At 71.2% G+C, this 17,895-nt stretch carries 17 protein-coding genes and 1 pseudogene; 6 read left to right on the top strand and 12 right to left on the bottom strand.

Annotated elements, in window-relative coordinates:
- The 3 genes and pseudogenes from K2X24_RS04760 to K2X24_RS04750 form a co-directional block, all read right to left on the bottom strand.
- Positions 1–472 (bottom strand): annotated as a pseudogene (locus K2X24_RS04760) (cytochrome ubiquinol oxidase subunit I); the annotation flags it as partial.
- A 178-nt stretch (positions 473–650) separates the two neighbouring features.
- Complete coding sequence (locus tag K2X24_RS04755; protein ID WP_292495192.1) at positions 651–1,658, bottom strand: SDR family oxidoreductase; 1,008 nt, start codon at positions 1,656–1,658, stop codon at positions 651–653.
- 246 nt (positions 1,659–1,904) lie between these two features.
- Positions 1,905–3,116: a DNA topoisomerase IB gene (locus K2X24_RS04750; protein WP_292495191.1), complete on the bottom strand. Its 1,212-nt coding sequence runs from the start codon at positions 3,114–3,116 to the stop codon at positions 1,905–1,907.
- Positions 3,117–3,204: 88 nt separating this feature from the next.
- On the opposite strand from K2X24_RS04750, the gene K2X24_RS04745 reads away from it, so the two are divergent.
- Positions 3,205–3,807, top strand: a complete 603-nt coding sequence (locus tag K2X24_RS04745; RefSeq protein ID WP_238280075.1) for a hypothetical protein — start codon at positions 3,205–3,207, stop codon at positions 3,805–3,807.
- The gene (locus K2X24_RS04740; protein WP_292495188.1) at positions 3,804–4,478 is read left to right on the top strand and encodes a methyltransferase; all 675 of its coding nucleotides are present in this window, start codon (positions 3,804–3,806) and stop codon (positions 4,476–4,478) included. The genes K2X24_RS04745 and K2X24_RS04740 overlap by 4 nt, the downstream gene beginning before the upstream one ends.
- 4 nt (positions 4,479–4,482) lie before the next feature.
- Here the strand turns inward: K2X24_RS04740 and K2X24_RS04735 are convergent, their stop codons facing one another.
- Positions 4,483–4,905 carry a DoxX family protein gene (locus tag K2X24_RS04735; RefSeq protein ID WP_243912440.1) on the bottom strand — a complete coding sequence of 141 codons (423 nt, stop codon included), beginning with the start codon at positions 4,903–4,905 and terminating at the stop codon, positions 4,483–4,485.
- A gap of 132 nt (positions 4,906–5,037) precedes the next feature.
- Positions 5,038–5,334 carry a DUF3572 domain-containing protein gene (locus tag K2X24_RS04730; RefSeq protein ID WP_238280073.1) on the bottom strand — a complete coding sequence of 99 codons (297 nt, stop codon included), beginning with the start codon at positions 5,332–5,334 and terminating at the stop codon, positions 5,038–5,040.
- Positions 5,335–5,415: 81 nt separating this feature from the next.
- On the opposite strand from K2X24_RS04730, the gene K2X24_RS04725 reads away from it, so the two are divergent.
- Positions 5,416–5,796 carry a response regulator gene (locus tag K2X24_RS04725; RefSeq protein ID WP_292495184.1) on the top strand — a complete coding sequence of 127 codons (381 nt, stop codon included), beginning with the start codon at positions 5,416–5,418 and terminating at the stop codon, positions 5,794–5,796.
- A gap of 64 nt (positions 5,797–5,860) precedes the next feature.
- Positions 5,861–7,234, top strand: coding sequence for a PleD family two-component system response regulator (locus K2X24_RS04720; protein ID WP_292495182.1), 1,374 nt, complete (start codon positions 5,861–5,863; stop codon positions 7,232–7,234).
- Positions 7,235–7,257: 23 nt separating this feature from the next.
- Here K2X24_RS04720 and K2X24_RS04715 read toward each other — a convergent pair whose 3' ends face one another.
- From K2X24_RS04715 to K2X24_RS04700, 4 genes are all read right to left on the bottom strand, one after another.
- Positions 7,258–7,854: a DUF2059 domain-containing protein gene (locus tag K2X24_RS04715; RefSeq protein ID WP_292495180.1), complete on the bottom strand. Its 597-nt coding sequence runs from the start codon at positions 7,852–7,854 to the stop codon at positions 7,258–7,260.
- A 60-nt stretch (positions 7,855–7,914) separates the two neighbouring features.
- Positions 7,915–8,622 carry a ribose-5-phosphate isomerase RpiA gene (rpiA, locus tag K2X24_RS04710; protein WP_292495178.1) on the bottom strand — a complete coding sequence of 236 codons (708 nt, stop codon included), beginning with the start codon at positions 8,620–8,622 and terminating at the stop codon, positions 7,915–7,917.
- 191 nt (positions 8,623–8,813) lie between these two features.
- Positions 8,814–10,847: a YgiQ family radical SAM protein gene (locus K2X24_RS04705; protein WP_292495176.1), complete on the bottom strand. Its 2,034-nt coding sequence runs from the start codon at positions 10,845–10,847 to the stop codon at positions 8,814–8,816.
- Positions 10,848–10,999: 152 nt separating this feature from the next.
- Positions 11,000–11,533 carry a hypothetical protein gene (locus K2X24_RS04700; RefSeq protein WP_292495175.1) on the bottom strand — a complete coding sequence of 178 codons (534 nt, stop codon included), beginning with the start codon at positions 11,531–11,533 and terminating at the stop codon, positions 11,000–11,002.
- Positions 11,534–11,770: 237 nt separating this feature from the next.
- Here K2X24_RS04700 and K2X24_RS04695 point away from each other — a divergent pair, with 237 nt between their 5' ends.
- Positions 11,771–14,560, top strand: coding sequence for a [protein-PII] uridylyltransferase (locus tag K2X24_RS04695; RefSeq protein WP_292495174.1), 2,790 nt, complete (start codon positions 11,771–11,773; stop codon positions 14,558–14,560).
- Positions 14,561–14,642: 82 nt separating this feature from the next.
- Positions 14,643–15,284: a nucleotide exchange factor GrpE gene (gene grpE, locus K2X24_RS04690; protein ID WP_292495172.1), complete on the top strand. Its 642-nt coding sequence runs from the start codon at positions 14,643–14,645 to the stop codon at positions 15,282–15,284.
- Positions 15,285–15,466: 182 nt separating this feature from the next.
- Here grpE and K2X24_RS04685 read toward each other — a convergent pair whose 3' ends face one another.
- From K2X24_RS04685 to K2X24_RS04675, 3 genes are all read right to left on the bottom strand, one after another.
- The gene (locus K2X24_RS04685; RefSeq protein ID WP_292495171.1) at positions 15,467–16,441 is read right to left on the bottom strand and encodes a hypothetical protein; all 975 of its coding nucleotides are present in this window, start codon (positions 16,439–16,441) and stop codon (positions 15,467–15,469) included.
- A gap of 120 nt (positions 16,442–16,561) precedes the next feature.
- Positions 16,562–17,239 carry an alpha-ketoglutarate-dependent dioxygenase AlkB gene (locus tag K2X24_RS04680; protein ID WP_292495169.1) on the bottom strand — a complete coding sequence of 226 codons (678 nt, stop codon included), beginning with the start codon at positions 17,237–17,239 and terminating at the stop codon, positions 16,562–16,564.
- An 11-nt stretch (positions 17,240–17,250) separates the two neighbouring features.
- Entirely contained in the window at positions 17,251–17,889 is a 639-nt protein-coding gene (locus tag K2X24_RS04675) for a 2,3-bisphosphoglycerate-dependent phosphoglycerate mutase (protein WP_292495168.1), read from the bottom strand.
- Between the last annotated feature and the right edge of the window lie 6 nt (positions 17,890–17,895).

Here is a 17,895-nt window from a genome sequence, read left to right as displayed (position 1 = left end):
GGGCGGGCACCCGCCTGAGGGCGGGCACCCGCCTGGGGGCGGGCGTGAGGCTCTCGTCGACCGCCGAGAGCGGACGCTTGGGTTTCTGGGCAATGTCGCCGCCGCGCATGGCCTTCTTCAGGGGTTCGGGCCCTTTGCGCAGGAGCTCGGCGAGATAGTAGCTGCCGAAGCCGAAGATGAACGCGTGGGCGACCAGGAACGCGACCGGCGGGGTCGTCACGGCATTGACCGTCAGGGGCGAGTGCGCGTCCGCCGTACGCAGCTGTCCGTAGACGATGTAGGGCTGGCGCCCGATCTCGGCGGTGAACCAGCCGAAGAGCACCGCACCGAACCCGGACGGCGTCATCAGCATCGCCGCATCGAGGAACCAGCGGTTCGTGTGGAGCGTGCCGCGCCAGCGCAGGTAGAGGCTCCACAGGCTCGAGCCCAGTATCGCCATGCCGATCGCGACCATGATGCGGAACGAGTCGAACGAACGCCATGGTGAAGCCGAACGGGATGCGCGAAAGCAGCAGCGCGTCGACGTCCATGGCGATCCTCGTCCGATACGGGCCCCTGAATCGGCAAACCTTGGAACAGCGATAGCGTGAAGGCGCCCGAGCTGCGTCCGGTTCGCAAATCGCGCCGAGGTCGCACCGGCCCCCGGGGGCTCAGCGCCGCGGCAGCAGGCGGCGCGGTGCGCGAGTGAGGGTGGCGACGCCGAACAGGCCGAGGGCCACCACGCCCGTCAGGCCGGCCACGAGGAGATCGCGGTCGCGGCTGGTCCAGTAGGCGCTGCGCGTGGTCTTAGTCCGGTCCGAGAAGCGCCCGTCGATGCCGACATCGCCCGGCACCGGCGCGAACAGGTTGCCGGCCTTGTCGGGGGCGGGCGCATCGGTGAGCTGGGCCGACCACATCGTGGCGGCCTTCGAGTCGGCGTAGCCCGGCATCAGGGCCTGGGCGGCGGCCATCATCACCGTGCTGTGGCCGACCCAGACCTCGCGGCTCGGTTTCTCGGCCGTCGCGACGATGGCCTCGGCGCAGAGGCGCGGATCGTAGACCGGGTCGGGGGCATACTGGCCGTGGCCGGTGCGGTTGCGGGCCCAGTTGAACTGCGGGGTGTTGACGGCGGGCAGGTAGACCACGCTGAGGGAGACATCCACGCGATCGTGGATCAGCTCGGAGCGCAGGGCGTCGGTGAAGCCCGAGACCGCGAACTTCGCCGCGCAGTAGGGCGCCTGGAGCGGGGCCGCGCGGATGCCGAGCCCCGACGAGACCTGGATGATGGCACCGCGGTTGCGCGGCTTCATGAAGCGCAGGGCCGCGAGCGTGCCGTAGACCTGGCTGAGATAAGTCGTCTCGGTGACGCGCCGGTATTCCGCGGGGGTGATCCGATCGGCCGGATTCACGATGGTCGCCATGGCGTTGTTGACCCAGGCCCGGATCAGCCCGAACTCCCGCTCGATCCGCGCGGCGGCGGCATCGACCGCCTCCGCATCGGCGACGTCGGCCGAGATCGCCAGGACGGGACGGCCATACGCGACCAGGGCGGCCTCCGTGTCGCGCAAGCGGTCGGGATCGCGCGCGATCACCGCCACGGCCCAGCCGCGCCGGGCGAAGAGATGGGCGGTGGCGAGCCCGATGCCGGACGTTCCGCCGGTGACGACAGCGACCTTCATGATTCCCAGTTTCCCGTTCGGCGACAGCCTGCGCCAACGGCCCAGGAGGACGGCTGTTGCCTGACGGCCCGCGTGCCCAAACGACACGGGGGAGGCGGGTTCGTCATGGTTGATGCCCTCCACGCGTCTCCTTCTCCCTCCTGCGGAAGAGGGGGAGTGCCTTGTCCGGAGAGGTCGCCCCCTCTCCCGCCTGCTCTGCAGAGGGGGAATGGGCGCGCCGGAGCCAAGCTTTCTCGCAATTTCGAATCAGGCGGCCTGGCCCTGGCCGGACTCCGGTGCCGCCGCACGTGCCTTGGCCGCCTTCGCGACCCGCTTGCGCGCCGCCGTCCCGGCCTTCTTGGCCGTCCCCTGGTCCGAAAGGTCGCGGCCCTTGCCGTCCTTCACCCCGGACAGGCGGGCCTGGAGCAGGCCGAGCACGGCGGCCTCCTCGGGCTTCAGCCCGCCGAGGTCCGCGCGCAATTCGTCCTCCACCGCGTCCTTGATCTGCAGGAGGAGGGCGCCCTCGAGGTAGCAGTCGAGCACCTGGGGGTGGATGTAGCACTTGCGGCAGATGGTCGGCGTGTTGCCGAGCCGCGCGGCGACGCCCTCGATGGCCGCGCGCAGGTTCTTCTTGGCCTTGGCCTCGCTGTCGAAGGCCTCGAATTCCTGCAGCGCCAGGGCCGCCAGCACCGTGCCCGCCCAGGTCCGGAAATCCTTGGCGGTGATGTCCTGCCCGGTGATCTCGCGCAGGTACGCGTTCACGTCCGCCGAGGTCACGTCGCGCACGGTGCCGTCGGCATCGCGGTACTGGAACAGCTCCTGGCCCGGCAGGTCCTGGCACGCCTTGACGATGCGGGCGACGCGCCGGTCCTTCAGGCCGAGGTTCCAAGTCTTGCCGCTCTTGCCCTTGAACCGGAAGGTGAGCTCCGAGCCCTCGATCCGGGCATGCCGGTCGCGCAGCGTGGTGAGGCCGAAGCTCTTGTTGGTACGGGCGTAATCGTCGTTGCCGACGCGGATCAGCGTGGTCTCCAGGAGGTGGACCACGGTCGCCAGCACCTTTTCGCGGGGGAGGTCGCGCTTGCCCATGTCGGCATCCACCCGGGCGCGGATGGCCGGGAGTGCGTCGGCGAAGGCCATGACGTGCTCGAACTTGGTAAGGTCGCGGGCGGCGCGGAAATCCGGGTGGTAGCGGTACTGCTTGCGCCCCTTCGCGTCGCGTCCCGTCGCCTGGATGTGGCCGTTGGCCCGAGGGCAGATCCACACGTCGGTATAGGCCGGCGGGATCGCGAGGGAGCGGATCCGCGCGAGGGTCTTTGCGTCCCGCACCGGCTGGCCCCGGACGTCGCGATAGGCGAAGCCCGTCCCGCTCTTCCGGCGCGTCAGCCCCGGCATCGCGTCGTCCACGTAGCGCAGGCCCGCCTCCTCGGCGGCGTCGCGGGGGTCGGCGACCGTGCCCTCTTCGTCGCGCGCCGTGGCCATGCTGGCTCCCGTCCCTGTGATGACTCGTTGGCCGTCAACGGAGCCGCGCCATGCGCTGTTCCGGGCGGGGCGTGCTACATCCGGTCCGATGGATAACCCCGCTCCCGGCGGCGCGCCCCGCCGCCTCGTCCTCCTCGCCCCCGACGATACGGGCTTCGCGGCCCGCTTCCTCCCCCTGGTGGCGGCGGCCCGGTCCGCCGGGCTCGCCGCGACGGTGGTGACGCGGGTGGATGCGCATCGCGGGGCGATCGAGGCGGCGGGCGCCCGGGTCGTGCCCTTCGCGCTCGGGACCTCGCGGATCAACCCGATGGCGGCGGGCTACGAGGCGGGGCAGCTCGCCGGCATCCTCAAGGCCCTGGAGGCCGACCTCCTCCACGCCATCGGCCTGCGGGCGATCGTGGTCGGCGGCACGGCGGCGGCGATGTCGGGGATCGGCGCGCGGATCTACCAGCCCGACGACCTCGCGGCGCTGGGCGCCCGCACCGATGCCGCCGGGCGCCTGACGCGCTTCACCTTACGTCAGGCGCTGCGGGGGGCGCTCGCCACCCGGACCACCCGGTACCTCTGCGAGACCACGGCGGATGCCGCCGCCCTGGGGCTCGACCCGGCCGATACGGCGCTGGCCCTGGTGGGCGCGGACGGGCTCGGAGCCGCCGCCGCGACGCTCTACGGCGAGTTCGCCCGGGCATGAGCGCGAAAACCAGGATCGCTTCGGCCGATCCCCTCGCCTTCATCCGGGCCAACACCCGGCTGCGCCCGGTGCCGCACGCGCCCGAGATCGTCCTGCACGTGGCCGACGAGGCCACCGAGCTCTGGCAGAAGACCGAGGACGAATTGTCGGCGATCGGCCTGCCGCCGCCGTTCTGGGCCTTCGCTTGGGCCGGCGGGCAGGCGCTGGCCCGCTACGTCCTCGACAATCCCGGTCTCGTCGCGGGGCGCCGGGTGCTCGATTTCGCCTCGGGCTCGGGCCTCGTCGCCATCGCGGCGGCGCGGGCCGGCGCGCTCCACGTCACGGCCAGCGACCTCGACCCCTTCGCGATCCCGGCCATCGGCCTCAACGCGGCGGCCAACGGCGTCGCGGAGCGGATCGAGGCGGTGTCGCGCGACCTCATCGGCTCCGATCCGGGCTCGGCCGTGGTGCTGGCCGCCGACATCTTCTACGAGCAGGACCTCGCGGGCCGCGTCACGGGCTGGCTCTCCGGCCTGCACGCGCGGGGCGCCACGGTGCTGCTGGGCGATCCCGGCCGCTCCTACCTGCCCCGCGACCGGCTCACCGAACTCGCCACCTACGCGGTGCCGGTGAGCCGCTCCCTGGAGGATGCGGAGATCAAGCGCAGCAGCGTCTGGCGCTTCAGCGCCTGATCCCTCAGATCCGGCCGCGGCGCTGCGCGTCGAGGCTCCAGGGGCCGGCGCCGGCGGCGGCGAAGTACAGGAAGACGAAGCAGAACAGGATCGCGGCATCGCCCCCGTTCAGCGCCGGGAACGGGCTCTTCGGGGCGTGGGCCAGGAAATACGCCACCGCCATCTGGCCCGAGAGCAGGAAGGCCACCGGCCGGGTGAAGAGGCCGAGGACGATCAGCGCCCCGCCCACGAGCTCGAGGCAGCCGGCGATGCCGGGCAGCGACAGGAGCTCGGGCGCCGCTCCGCCGCCCATGCGGGCGGGAAAGCCGAACAGCTTCTGCGTGCCGTGCTCCAGGAACAGCAGGCCGCTCATGATGCGCAGGACGCTGAGGAGGCGCGGGGCCCAGGTGGCCGAGAGGGAGGTGGCCGAGAGGGCGGCGAGGTTCATGATCGGGGGATCTCCGGATACCGGTGCGCGACGAGGTGAGCCGCCGAGCCATACCGCGCCGCAGCGGAGGCGGCGACCCTCGACCCGCCATTCGCGCGGGGATATCGTCCGGCCGAAGTGCGGCCGGAGCCGTCACATCCCGTCGTCGAAGTCCGGCGGGCCGAGCTTGCGCCAGGCCGCCGCGATCCGCTCGGGCTTGACGTCCAGGGCCTCGGCGCAGGCCAGCAGCGTCGCTTCGTCGGCCATGATATGATCGAGGATGCCCGCCAGGAACCCGGGGTCCTGCGCGCTCGCCCGCAGGGTGTCGGGAGTCACGCCGGTGGCCTCTAGGAAAGGAAACAGGCGCTCGTCGTCGGTGGCCATCCAGGCGAGGGCCGCCAGGGCGAGGCCCTCCGGCCCGTCCTCTCCCCCATGGGGTTTGCGTTTCATCAACATGTATCCGCTAAATCTCCTAGGGCGGGGCATGCGTCGAACGACAATGGGCCGTCCACGCACCGGGAACAACGGGCCATGAAGAAGACCGTGCTCATCGTTGAGGACAACGAACTCAATATGAAGCTCTTCAACGACCTGTTGGAGGGGCATGGCTATGCCACGTTGAAGACGGCCAACGGCATCGAGGCGATCGAGCTCGCCCGCGCCCACCGCCCCGACCTCATCCTCATGGACATCCAGCTGCCCGAGGTCTCCGGACTGGAGGTCACGAAGTGGCTCAAGGAGGACGACGACCTCAAGAGCATCCCGGTCATCGCCATCACGGCCTTCGCCATGAAGGGCGACGAGGAACGCATCCGCGAGGGCGGGTGCGAGGCCTACCTGTCGAAACCGATCTCGGTCGCGAAGTTCCTCGCGACCGTGCGTCTGTACCTCGGCGACAGCCGCCCCGCCTGACACAAGCGGCCCTCGCACACGCCGTCCCCCGACGACCCAGACCACGATGCCCGCGCGAGGACCGATGTCGGCCCGAATCCTGATCGTCGATGATCTCTTCCCGAACGTGAAGCTCCTGGAGACCAAGCTCTCGCTGGAATACTTCGACGTGCTCGCGGCGATGAACGGGCCCGACGCCCTGGCGATCTGCGAGAAGGGCCTGTGCGACCTCGTGCTCCTCGACGTGATGATGCCGGGCATGGACGGCTTCGAGGTCTGCCGGCGCCTCAAGAGCAACCCCAACACCGCCCACCTGCCGGTGGTCATGGTCACCGCCCTCGACCAGCCCTCGGACCGCCTGCGGGGCCTCGATGCGGGCGCCGACGACTTCCTCACCAAGCCCATCGACGACACCGCCCTGTTCACCCGCGTGCGCAGCCTCGTGCGCCTGAAGGCCGTGACGGACGAGTTGCGCTCCCGCGCCATGGCCTCGCGGGATTTCGGCATGGGCGACCCCCTGGCACTCGCCGCCGCCGAGACCGGCCTCGACGCCTCGATCCTCCTCGTGGAGGACCGCCCCGGCTCCGCCGACCGCCTCGCGGCCGCGCTCGGCCAGCACCATACGCTGACCGTGGAGGCCGACCCCCACAAGGCCCTGGTGCTCGCCACGGAAGGGGCCTTCGACCTCGCCCTGGTCAGCCTCGACCTCCAGGGCTTCGACGGCCTGCGCCTGTGCAGCCAGCTGCGCTCCCTCGATCGCACCCGGACCATGCCCGTGATGATGATCGCCGAGGCTCACGATCGGGCGCGGGTGACCCGGGGCCTCGAATTCGGCGTGCACGACTACCTGATGCGGCCCGTGGACCGGAACGAGCTCGTGGCCCGGGTGCGCACGCAGGTGCGCCGCCGCCGCTTCTCCGACACCCTGCGGGGCGCCGTGCAGGCCTCGATGGAACTCGCCATCACCGACGGCCTCACGGGCCTGCACAACCGGCGCTATCTCGACAGCCATCTCGGGGCGCTGTTCCGGGAGGCGACCCTGCGCAACCGCCCCGTGGCGGCCCTGATGCTCGACATCGACCGGTTCAAGACGATCAACGACACCTTCGGTCACGAGGCCGGCGACGAGGTGCTCAAGGCCTTCGCCGACCGCGTCCGCACGCATACCCGCGGCATCGACATCGTGGCCCGCTACGGCGGCGAGGAGATCGTCATCATCCTGCCCGACGCCGAGGCCGAGGGCGCCTACGGCATCGCCGAGCGCATCCGCGAGCGCATCGAGCTCGTGCCCTTCGCGATCCAGCGCGACACCCGCACCGTCTCCGTCACCGTCTCCATCGGGGTATCCTGGCGCCGCCCGGGCGATGCCGACCCCGCCGACATGCTCAAGCGCGCCGATGTGGCGCTCTACCGGGCGAAAAGCGCCGGCCGCAACCGCGTCGAGGCCGCCGCGGCCTGAGCCGGCGGCCCCCGGCGGACCCTTTACTGGAGCTGGTGGCCCTTCTTCGTCATCTCGGCGCGCACGCGAACCATGATGTATTCCGAGACCTCCTGGGTCCAGGTCTGCATGGCCCCGACCATGTCGTCGAGCACCTGCGGCTGGGTCTCGACGTAGCGCTTGCCGGCGGGCGAGCGGAAGAACGCCGCGACTTCCCCCAGTTCGGCCTCGCTCAGGCGGCTGGCGTAGATGCGCGCGGCGGTGTCGATCATCGACTGCTTCTGCATCTCCATCTCGGGCGCGAGGGAGGTCAGCACGGCGTTGAGGTCGTTGGTCAGCTCCGGCCGCGTCACCGCGTTCTGGCGGATCTGCTCGCTGAAGGCGGGGATGATCGAGTCGAACGAGCGGGCGATGCCGGAGCTCAGCATCACCTCGCGGGCGAGGGCGAGGTGATTCGGCGTGAAGGCCGGGGTCTGCGCGGCGGGCGTGCTCGGGGCCGGGGCCGGGGCCGGGGCGGCCGGCTTGGCGCCGGGCTTGGCCGCCGGCGGTTTCTGCGCCGGTGTCTCAGCGAGGGCCGGGACGGCGCCCGTCAGGACGAGGGCGGCCAAGGAGGCGGCCAGGGCGGCGAGGCGGCGGGACATGGCGGACGCTCCGGAAAGGATCAGGGCAAGGGGATGAGGCGAGGCGGGCGGAGGACGCCCTCAGACGGTTCCGAGCCGGCTCACCACGGCCTGCCCGTCCCGCGCTTCGGCCAGGATGGCGCCGGTGGCAAGGCCGAGGAACAGGCCGTGCTCGACCACGCCCGGCACGGCCCAGAGGGCGGCCGAGAGGGCCTCCGGATCGGGAATGCGGCCGAGATGGGCATCAAGGATGTGGTGGCCGCCATCGGTGACGAACGGTGCGCCGTCGCGGGCCCGCAGGACGATCTCGCCCGTGCAGCCGCTGGCCCGCAGAGCGGCGGCGACGGCGCGCCGGGTGGCGCCGAGGCCGAAGGCGTTGACCTCCACCGGCAGCGGGAAGGCGCCCAGGGTGTCGACGCGCTTGGCGCCGTCCGCGATCACCACCATGCGGCGGCTGGCGAAGGCCACGATCTTCTCGCGCAGCAGCGCCCCGCCGCCGCCCTTCACGAGGCGCATCGCGGCGTCGATCTCGTCGGCCCCGTCGATGGTGAGGTCGAGCTCGGGCATCTCCTCCAGGGTGGCGAGGCGGATGCCGGCGGCCTCGGCCGCGACCCGGGTCGCCTCCGAGGTCGGCACGCCGACGACGTCGAGCCCGGCGCGCACGCGCTCGCCCAGCAATTCGACGAAGACGTTGGCGGTGGAGCCGGTGCCGATCCCGAGGCGCATGCCGGGCGTAACGAGCCCGACCGCGACCTCGGCGGCGGCGCGGCGGAGATCCGGGCCGCTCACGCGGACGCTCCGTGGGCCGGGGAGGGGAGGGCGTTCGTCATGGGACGGCTCGGGCGAGGAACGAGGAGGGGCGCGGCCGGGCAACGGGCGCGACCACCGGCTTGAGGTTGAGCCCCTAGCATGCCCGGGCGGCCCGTCCAACGCGCCCGGGAAGCGCCCCTGGAACACTCGGTGGCCGGGGTGCCCGACGGTCACTTCCTCAGCGGCACGCCCTTGGTGGTGAAACGCGGCGCACCCGGATGGCGCGAGGGGCGCGGCTGGCCGCCCGCCTTGCCCGCCCCCGTGCCCGGCGGCTGCGAGAACGGCACGAGCTGGTCCGGCCTCGGCCCGATGAGATCCGCCCGGCCCATCGCCCGCAGCGCCTCGCGCAACACGGGCCAGTTCTCGGGGTCGTGGTAGCGCAGGAAGGCCTTGTGCAGCCGGCGCTGCCGCATCCCCTTGATCGCGTCGACGGGTTCGCTGCCGCCGCGCCGCACGCCCTGAAGCGGGTTGATCTCGGTGTGGTACATGGTCGTGGCCGTCGCCATGGGGGACGGCAGGAAAGTCTGGACCTGGTCGGCGCGGTAGTCGTTCTTCTTGAGCCAGAGCGCGAGGTTCATCATGTCCTCGTCGGTCGTGCCCGGATGCGCCGCGATGAAGTACGGGATCAGGTAGTATTTCTTGCCGGCCTTCTTGGCGGCGGCGTCGAACATCTCCTTGAAGCGGTCGTAGGTGCCGATGCCCGGTTTCATCATCAGGTCGAGGGGGCCGCGCTCGGTGTGCTCGGGCGCGATCTTCAGGCGCCCGCCGACATGGTGGGTCACGAGTTCCTCGACGTATTCGGGGCTCCGGACCGCCAGATCGTAGCGCACGCCCGACGCCACCATCACCTTCTTGACGCCCTCGACCTCGCGAACCTTGCGGTAGAGCCGGATCAGGTCGTCGTGCGAGGTGTTCAGGTTCGGGCAGATGTCCGGGAAGACGCAGGACGGCAGCCGGCACGCCGCCTCGATCTTCGGGTCCTTGCAGGCCATCCGGTACATGTTGGCCGTGGGTCCACCCACGTCGGAGATTACGCCCGTGAAGCCCGGTGTCTTGTCGCGGATCAGCTCGATCTCGCGCAGGATCGACTCCTCCGAGCGGTTCTGGATGACGCGGCCCTCGTGCTCGGTGATGGAGCAGAATGTGCAGCCGCCGAAGCAGCCGCGCATGATCGTCACCGAGAACTTGATCATGTCCCAGGCGGGAATCTTCGCGTCGCCGTAGGCGGGATGCGGTGCGCGGGCGTAGGGCAGGTCGTAGACCGCGTCCATCTCCGCGCTGGAGAGCGGGATCGGCGGCGGGTTCAGCCACAGGTCGCGATCGCCGTGGCGCTGGACGAGGGGGCGGGCGTTGCCGGGGTTGGCCTCCCGGTGCAGCACACGGCTCGCGCGGGCATAGGCCTCCTTGTCGTCCTTGACCTCGTCGTAGGCGGGGAGCCGGATCACGGTCTCGCCGCCTTTGCGGGCCGCGGCCTCGTCGGCGGAATCGAGATCGTCGGCGGGGAGTTCCGTGTAATGCTCGGGCACCCGGCGGAACAGGGCGACGCCCCGGACGGAGTCGAGGTCGCGCGGCGCCTCGCCGGCAGCCAAGCGGTTCGCCACCTCGACCACGGCGCGCTCGGCATTGCCGTAGAGGAGGAGGTCGGCCTTCGCGTCCGCCAGGATCGAGCGGCGCACCTTGTCGGACCAGTAATCGTAGTGCGCGATGCGGCGTAAGGAAGCCTCGATGCCGCCGAGGATGATCGGCACGTCCTTGTAGGCCTCGCGGCAGCGCTGCGTGTAGACGATGGTGCAGCGGTCCGGGCGGGCGCCGCCTTCCCCGCCCGCCGTGTAGGCGTCGTCGCTGCGCAGGCGCCGGTCCGCCGTGTAGCGGTTCACCATCGAATCGAGGTTGCCGCCGGTGACGCCGAAGAACAGGGTCGGCTTGCCCAGGGCCTTGAACGGCTCGGCCGATTGCCAGTCGGGCTGCGCGATGATGCCGACCCGGAACCCCTGCGCTTCGAGCAGCCGGCCGATGATGGCCATGCCGAAGCTCGGGTGATCCACGTAGGCGTCGCCCGTCACCAGCACGATGTCGCAGGCGTCCCACCCGAGCCTGTCCATCTCGGCACGGCTCATCGGCAGGAATGGCGCCGCCGTTCCGTTGGGCGGCGGCTTGCAGGCGAAGGGGGCGACGGAGGGTTCGGCGGACGCGCGGAGTTCCATGGGGGCCGTGCATAGACCGCCAGGGCCGCGAGCTCAATGAAGGGTGCATACAGCCGCGACGCCGTCGAGGCGGACGAGGCCCGCCGCCCGCCTCAAAGCGGTCCGGTCAACGTCTGGTCACGGACGGCGGAACGGACGCGCGCGCGGCGACCTCACCGCCCGCCCTGGGGCGGCGTCGCGCTGGGAACGGCGCGGCCCGGGGCGGGGCCGCTGGCGGGCTCGTCGGCACCCGGGCTCGCCGGATTGGCCTGCGCGGTGCACACCACCGCCTCTTTCTGAAGCTGGACGTAGCAGATGCTCATCTCGCCGGTGCGGTAATTGACCCGGAACACGCCCGCCTCGCGGGTGTGGCGCGAGGCGACGAGGCCGTATTGCGAGGGGGCCTGCGCACTCGCGCCCTCGCCCGCGCCGTAGCAGACGGTGAGGCCGACGCTGCCCACGGCGCCCTCGCGCAGGCCGTACTGGCAGGAGGTGACCTCGCCCGTCACCGTGTCGACCCGGTAGACCCGGTTGAGGTCGATCTGCGGCGCCGGCACGAACTCGAAGGAGGCCGCCCGGGCCGGCGCGCCGAGGGCCGCCAGGAGGCCGGCGGCCGCCAGGGCCGCCGCGGCCGGGCGTGGGGGAAGCGCGCAGGGGCGCGCCGCTCGCTGGGTGGCACGCAGGGACGAACGAAAGATCGAGCGCATCGTGGGCCTTCGTGAGTGCCGGCCGGTCGGGGCCGGGCCCGTCGTGGCGACGGGAAAGCGTCGGGAGATCGGCCAAAACCGTTACGGCGGCCTTGCGGCGCAACCGTGGCTCTTCGGCGCGGGCGCGGCGCCGGGGGCGCCTCGCAGGGGGGAAATTCCGTGCGATCCCGCATCGGTCCTCCGCCGGCGCGGTGAACCGGCTGGCGTCGTTCCGCCAACATGCTAACGGGGTTGGCCATGTTCGACGCCGTCGCCGCCCTGAACGACATTCTCCAGAATCTGGACCGCGACGCCCGCGAGGCGACGCGCCTGCGGGCGGTGCTGGTGCCGGAACTGCGACGGGTGATCGAGCTGGGGCGGGCCGATGCCGAGGCGCGCCTCCTGGAGGAGCGCGACGGCATCGCCTGCGCCCAGCGCCTGAGCCGGCTCACCGACGCGGTGATCCGGACCATCCACGACGCCGTGGTCTGGCGGCTCTACCCGAACGACAACCCCTCCACGGGCGAGCAGCTCGCCGTGGTGGCCACCGGCGGCTACGGGCGGGGCACGATGGCGCCGGGCTCGGACATCGATCTCCTGTTCCTGCTGCCCTACAAGCAGACCGCCTGGTCCGAGAGCGTCGTCGAGGCGATGCTCTACGTGCTCTGGGACCTCAAGCTGAAGGTCGGCCACGCCACCCGCTCGGTGGAGGAGTGCCTGCGCGAGGGCCGGGCCGACATGACGATCCGGACCTCGCTCCTCGAGGCACGCTACCTGTTCGGCACCCGCGCCCTGTTCGAGGAACTCGTCACCCGCTTCGACACCGAGCTGGTGATGTGGACCGCGCCCGAATTCGTCGAGGCCAAGCTGCGCGAGCGCGACGCCCGGGTCTCGAAGGCGGGCGCCTCGCGCTACCTCGTCGAGCCCAACGTGAAGGACGGCAAGGGAGGCCTGCGCGACCTCAACACCCTGTTCTGGATCGCCAAGTACACCTACCGGGTCCGGGACCAGAGCGAACTCGTGGCCGCCGGCCTGTTCACCCCGGAGGAGTACCGGGTGTTCGAGCGCTGCGACGAGCTCCTGTGGCGGGTGCGCTGCCACATGCACTTCGTCACCGGCCGGGCCGAGGAGCGCCTGTCCTTCGGGTTGCAGCCCAGGATCGCCGAGCGCTTCGGCTACGAGCCGCGCGGCGGCCTCTCGGGCGTCGAGCGCTTCATGAAGGCGTATTTCCTCATCGCCAAGGAGGTCGGCGACCTCACCGCCATCGTGTGCGCGGCGCTGGAGGCCCGCCACGCCAAGCGCACGCCGGTGCTCGACCGCTGGATCGGCCGGTTCCGGGACCGCTTCCGGGCCACCGCCATCGAGGCGGAGGACTTCGTCGACGACCACGGCCGCATCAACCTGCGCGACACCGACGCCTTCAGCCGCGATCCCGTGAACCTGATCCGGCTGTTCTGGCTCGCCGACCGGCACAACCTGCCGATCCACCCCGACGCGACGCGCGCGGCCAACCGCTCCTTGCGCCTCATCGGCCACTCCCTGCGGGCCGACGAGGAGGCCAACCGGCTCTTCCTCGACATCCTGACCTCGAAGAACTCGCCCGAGACCATCCTGCGGCTGATGAACGAGGCCGGCGTGCTCGGCCGCTTCATCCCGGATTTCGGCCGCATCGTCGCGATGATGCAGTTCAACATGTACCACCACTTCACGGTGGACGAGCACCTGCTGCGCGCCATCGGCGTGCTCTCGGCGATCGAATCGGGGCGCACCGAGGAGGAGCATCCGCTGGCCACCCGGCTCATCGACACGATCAGCCACCGGCGCGCGCTCTACGTCACGGTGCTCCTGCACGACATCGCCAAGGGCCGCCCGGAGGACCATTCCATCGCGGGTGCGGCGATCGCCGAGAAGCTCGGGCCGCGCTTCGGCCTCACCGCGGCCGAGACCGAGATGGTGGCCTGGCTGGTGGAGCACCACCTGCTGATGTCGATGACCGCCCAGAGCCGCGACCTCTCGGACCCCAAGACCATCGAGAAGTTCGCCGGGGTGGTGCAGACCCTGGAGCGCCTGAAGCTCCTCACCATCCTGACGGTGGCCGACATCAAGGCCGTCGGCCCCGGCGTCTGGACCGCCTGGAAGGGCACCCTGATCCGCACCCTCTACGACGAGACCGAGGTGGTGCTCTCCGGCGGCCATTCCGAGATCGCCCGCACCGACCGGGTGCGCCTGATCCAGATGGCCCTGCGCGAACAGCTCAGCGATTGGGAATCGGAGACCTTCGACGCCTACGCGGCGCGCCACAACCAGGCCTACTGGCTGAAGGTCGACACCACGCGCCAGTTCAAGCACGCGGGCTTCATCAAGGGGCTGACGGCCGAAGGGCGCACGGTGGCGACCGCCGCCGAGACGGACCCGGTCCGCGGCGTCACCGAGCTGACGATCTACTCGCCCGATCATCCGCGCCTACTGGCGATCGTGACGGGCGCCTGCGCCGCGTCGGGCGGCAACATCGTCGACGCGCAGATCTTCACCACCACGGACGGCTTCGCCCTCGACTCGATCTTCATCTCGCGCGCCTTCGAGCGGGACGAGGACGAGCTGCGCCGGGCCGGCCGCATCACTACCGCCATCGCCAAGGCCCTGCGCGGCGAGATCCGCATCGCCGATCTCGTGGCCGACAAGCACCCTCCGAGCGAGCGGGCGCGAACCTTTCTGGTGCCGCCCGACATGGCGATCGACAACGCCCTGTCGAGCCGCGAGACCGTGATCGAGATCACCGGTCTCGACCGGCCGGGCCTGCTCTACGAGCTGACCACGGCGCTGAGCCGGCTCAGCCTCAACATCACCTCGGCCCATGTGGCGACCTTCGGCGAGCGGGCGGTGGACGTGTTCTACGTGACCGACCTCACCGGCACCCGGGTGACGCAGCCCGACCGCCAGGTGGCGATCCGCTCGGCCGTGATGGAGGTCTTCGCCAGTGACGTCGCGGCCCTGCGGGCCGAGGGGCTCGACGCGCTGATCGACTCGCCGCCCCCCCGGGAGGCGTGACCCCGGGCCGGGCGCGCTTGATTTCACGGCGACGTCGCCTGATATCAGCGCCAACCCCGACACCCGTCCCCGACGATATTCCATGATGGCGAACGACATGCACGACGAGCGGCGCGACCCGACCCAGGCGGTCCATGAGACCCCGGGCGAGATCCCGGGCGAGACCTCAGGCGCCCCGCAGGCTCCGGAGACCCCCGCCGCCGAGGCGGCGCCCCAGGCCGACGCCCTGGCGCCCCTGCTTTCCGAGCGCGACGAACTGAAGGACCGGGTCCTGCGCACCTTGGCCGAGATGGAGAACCTGCGCCGGCGCACCGAGCGCGAGGTCGCCGACGCGCGCGCCTACGCGGTGACGAACTTCGCCCGCGACCTCCTGAACTCCGCCGACAACATCCGGCGCGCCCTGGAGAGCATTCCCGAAGCGGACCGGGCGAGCGCGGACGGCGCCTTCAAGGCGCTGATCGACGGCATCGAGCTCACCGAGCGCGACCTCGCCAAGACCCTGGAGCGCCACGGCGTCAAGCTGATCGAACCGAAGGGCCAGCGCTTCGACCCGAACCGCCACCAGGCTATGTTCGAGGTGCCCGACCCCGAGGTTCCCACCGGCACCGTCGTCCAGGTCATGCAGGCCGGCTACGTCATCGGCGACCGCGTCCTGCGCCCCGCCCTGGTCGGCGTGGCCAAGGGCGGTCCGAAGCCGAGCGCGGCTCCGGCCGACGCGGCCTGAGCGGGCGTTTAGCCCACCCCGAAGGCACCTTCCCTGGACCTCCTCCCTCCCCCTTGTGGGGAGGGACTGAGGGTGGGGGTGGCTCCGCTGGCCTCCGCAGCGTGAGGGTCGCCTAACCACCCCCACCCCCACCCCTGACCCCTCCTACCCACAAGGGGGGAGGGGAGCGCGTGTTCCGGCCCCTAGCGCAGCTGCACGCTGTCCACGACCTCGCGGAACTTCGCCAGCACGCCCTCGCGGTTCTCGGCCTTGACCACGCCGACCGCCCGCAGGTAGCCGTCCGGCGCGAAGCGGATCGTCTGCGAGATGACCACCGGCGTGCTCGAAGCCGTGTCCACGGCGCGCGCCACGATCTCGTGCCAGTCGACGCCGTTCTGGCGGTAGCTCTGGGCCCGCTCGATCACGAAGTCCTTCATCGTCTGGTTGGAGTAGAGGGCGGCGCGCGCGAAGGCGTCGCGCTGCTCCGTGGCCGGCGGCGGCTGCACGGCCTGCGCCAGCACTAGGATCGGCTGCTCCAGGCCGAGCATCTCGTCCTTCGTCCCCTGCGTCAGCAGCACCGAGTTGCCGGCCAGCACCCGCACGGGCCGGAAGCCGGCCTCGTTGCCGATGCGGAAGGGCAGGGCGGCGACCTGCTGCTCCAGGCTGAGCGCCGGGCGGATGTGGATGCCGGTGAGGAGCCGCTTCATGGTCTCCTCGGTCGCGGCATCGGGCGTCGCCTGCGCGATGATGATGCCGGTGACGGTCGGATCGCCGACCAGCAGCATCCATTTCTTGATCGTGGGCGTGCCGGCGGATTCCAGGGCCGGCTGCTCGCCGGTGAACAGCACCGCGTCGACGTCGCCCGCGACCTTGATGGCCTGCCGGCTCGAGACGACGAAGCCCTGCGCCTTCAGGTTCTCGTCGGTGAAGTTGGTCTCGAGGTCGGCGAACGCGTTGGCCGGCAGTTCCACCACCGAGACCGTCGCCCCGCCCTCTAGCCGCTCCAGCCCGGAAAAGCGCTTCGAGGAGACCATGTCGGAGGGCGGATCGAATCCGAAGCGCGAACTCGGCGGGAACACCGGGTCGGCCGCCGGGGCGGGACCCGTCAGGCCCAGGACGAGGGCCAGGAGCGAGACGGGCAGGATCGAGACGGGACGGACGAGGTTACGCAGACGCATCGCATCGATTCTCCGCAAGGCCCCGGTCTCTCGCGCCGGGCAGGTCGGCCGGCGCGTCCACCGGAGAGGGCGCGCCGCCGTGAAACTGACGCGATGGGTCGGCCCACAACCCCGCCGCTGTCAAGCGCCCGAGGGCCGCGTCACGCGTCGCAGGGTCAGGTTGCAGCGGCCGCCCGGCGGCAGGGCGCGCATCGGCGCCGGGCCGGCGCCCCCGTGCAGCAGGTCGGGCGCCTCCGGGATCAGCCGGTCCACCCCGTGGTGGATCAGGCGGGCGGGGCCGCCGATCACGAGAGCGTCACCGGCGCGCAGGCGCACCGAACGGGTTGGATCGTTGCGGGCGAGGCCGCCGTAGCGGAACAGGGCGGTGGCCCCGAGCGACAGCGAGACCACGGGCGCGTCGAGAGCGTCCTCGTCCCGGTCCTGGTGCAGGCCCATGCGGGCGCCGCTGGCGTAGAGATTGACGAGGCAGGCCTCGGGAGGCGCCGGATAGCCCGAGAGCGCGTCCCAGGCGGCCAGGGCCACGTTAGGGATCGGCGGCCAGGGCCGTCCCGTCCCGGGATGGTGGGGCTGGTAGCGGTAGCCCGCCCGGTCGGAAACCCAGCCGAGGGGGCCACAATTCGACATCCGCACCGAGAACGGACGCCCGTTGCCCGGCATGCAGGGCGTGTAGGCCGGCGCTCGCTCCAGCGCCGCGTCCAGCGCGGCGGCGAGGCGCGCCTGCGCCGCCCCGTCGAGGTAGCCGGGGACGTGGATCAGGCCGGGAACGAGGACGATCCCGGCTCGACCATCGGACGCCACGGCGACCGGCGTCAGACCTTGTGGTCGATGTCGTGCTCCAGCACCGTCTTGCTCTCCACCGTGGTGTCGGCCTTGAGCTGGTAGACGAGCGGGATGCCGGTGGCGATCTCGAGGCTGGCGATGGTCTTCGTGGTCATGCCGTCGAGCACCATCACGAGGGCGCGCAGCGAGTTGCCGTGCGCGGCCACCAGCACGCGCTCGCCCGCCATGACGCGGGGTAGGATGAACTGGATGTAGTAGGGCAGCACGCGGGCGGCGGTGTCCTTGAGGCTCTCGCCGCCGGGCGGGGGCACGTCGTAGGAGCGGCGCCACTGGTGGACCTGGGCGTCGCCCCAGCGCTCGCGGGCATCGTCCTTGTTGAGGCCGGACAGATCGCCGTAGTCGCGCTCGTTCAGGGCCTCGTTGCGGATGGTCTCGACGTCGGTGAGGTCCATCTCCTCCAGGATCAGCGCGCAGGTGCGCTGGGCCCGCTTGAGGTTCGAGGTGAAGGCCACGTCGAAGCCGTAGCCCTGCTCCTTGAGCCAGCGCCCGGCGTTGCGCGCTTCCTCGACACCCAGATCCGTCAGTTCAGGGTCACGCCAGCCCGTGAACAGCTTCTTGAGATTCCAGTCGCTCTGGCCGTGGCGAGCGAGGACGAGAAGGCGCTCCATCGGGGG

This window comes from Methylobacterium sp. (assembly GCF_019750675.1).
Lineage (GTDB): Bacteria > Pseudomonadota > Alphaproteobacteria > Rhizobiales > Beijerinckiaceae > Methylobacterium.
This window is presented reverse-complemented; position numbering and strand designations above follow the sequence as displayed.

What these genes read in the sequence shown, in the direction of transcription:
- K2X24_RS04735 (WP_243912440.1), bottom strand. Translation starts at nt 4,905, where the DNA reads ATGAACCTCGCCGCCCTCTCGGCCACCTCCCTCTCGGCCACCTGGGCC.
- K2X24_RS04740 (WP_292495188.1), top strand. Translation starts at nt 3,804, where the DNA reads ATGAGCGCGAAAACCAGGATCGCTTCGGCCGATCCCCTCGCCTTCATC.
- K2X24_RS04695 (WP_292495174.1), top strand. Translation starts at nt 11,771, where the DNA reads ATGTTCGACGCCGTCGCCGCCCTGAACGACATTCTCCAGAATCTGGAC.
- K2X24_RS04720 (WP_292495182.1), top strand. Translation starts at nt 5,861, where the DNA reads ATGTCGGCCCGAATCCTGATCGTCGATGATCTCTTCCCGAACGTGAAG.
- K2X24_RS04750 (WP_292495191.1), bottom strand. Translation starts at nt 3,116, where the DNA reads ATGGCCACGGCGCGCGACGAAGAGGGCACGGTCGCCGACCCCCGCGAC.
- K2X24_RS04755 (WP_292495192.1), bottom strand. Translation starts at nt 1,658, where the DNA reads ATGAAGGTCGCTGTCGTCACCGGCGGAACGTCCGGCATCGGGCTCGCC.
- K2X24_RS04730 (WP_238280073.1), bottom strand. Translation starts at nt 5,334, where the DNA reads ATGAAACGCAAACCCCATGGGGGAGAGGACGGGCCGGAGGGCCTCGCC.
- grpE (WP_292495172.1), top strand. Translation starts at nt 14,643, where the DNA reads ATGATGGCGAACGACATGCACGACGAGCGGCGCGACCCGACCCAGGCG.
- K2X24_RS04725 (WP_292495184.1), top strand. Translation starts at nt 5,416, where the DNA reads ATGAAGAAGACCGTGCTCATCGTTGAGGACAACGAACTCAATATGAAG.
- K2X24_RS04675 (WP_292495168.1), bottom strand. Translation starts at nt 17,889, where the DNA reads ATGGAGCGCCTTCTCGTCCTCGCTCGCCACGGCCAGAGCGACTGGAAT.
- K2X24_RS04700 (WP_292495175.1), bottom strand. Translation starts at nt 11,533, where the DNA reads ATGCGCTCGATCTTTCGTTCGTCCCTGCGTGCCACCCAGCGAGCGGCG.
- K2X24_RS04745 (WP_238280075.1), top strand. Translation starts at nt 3,205, where the DNA reads ATGGATAACCCCGCTCCCGGCGGCGCGCCCCGCCGCCTCGTCCTCCTC.
- K2X24_RS04715 (WP_292495180.1), bottom strand. Translation starts at nt 7,854, where the DNA reads ATGTCCCGCCGCCTCGCCGCCCTGGCCGCCTCCTTGGCCGCCCTCGTC.
- K2X24_RS04685 (WP_292495171.1), bottom strand. Translation starts at nt 16,441, where the DNA reads ATGCGTCTGCGTAACCTCGTCCGTCCCGTCTCGATCCTGCCCGTCTCG.
- K2X24_RS04705 (WP_292495176.1), bottom strand. Translation starts at nt 10,847, where the DNA reads ATGGAACTCCGCGCGTCCGCCGAACCCTCCGTCGCCCCCTTCGCCTGC.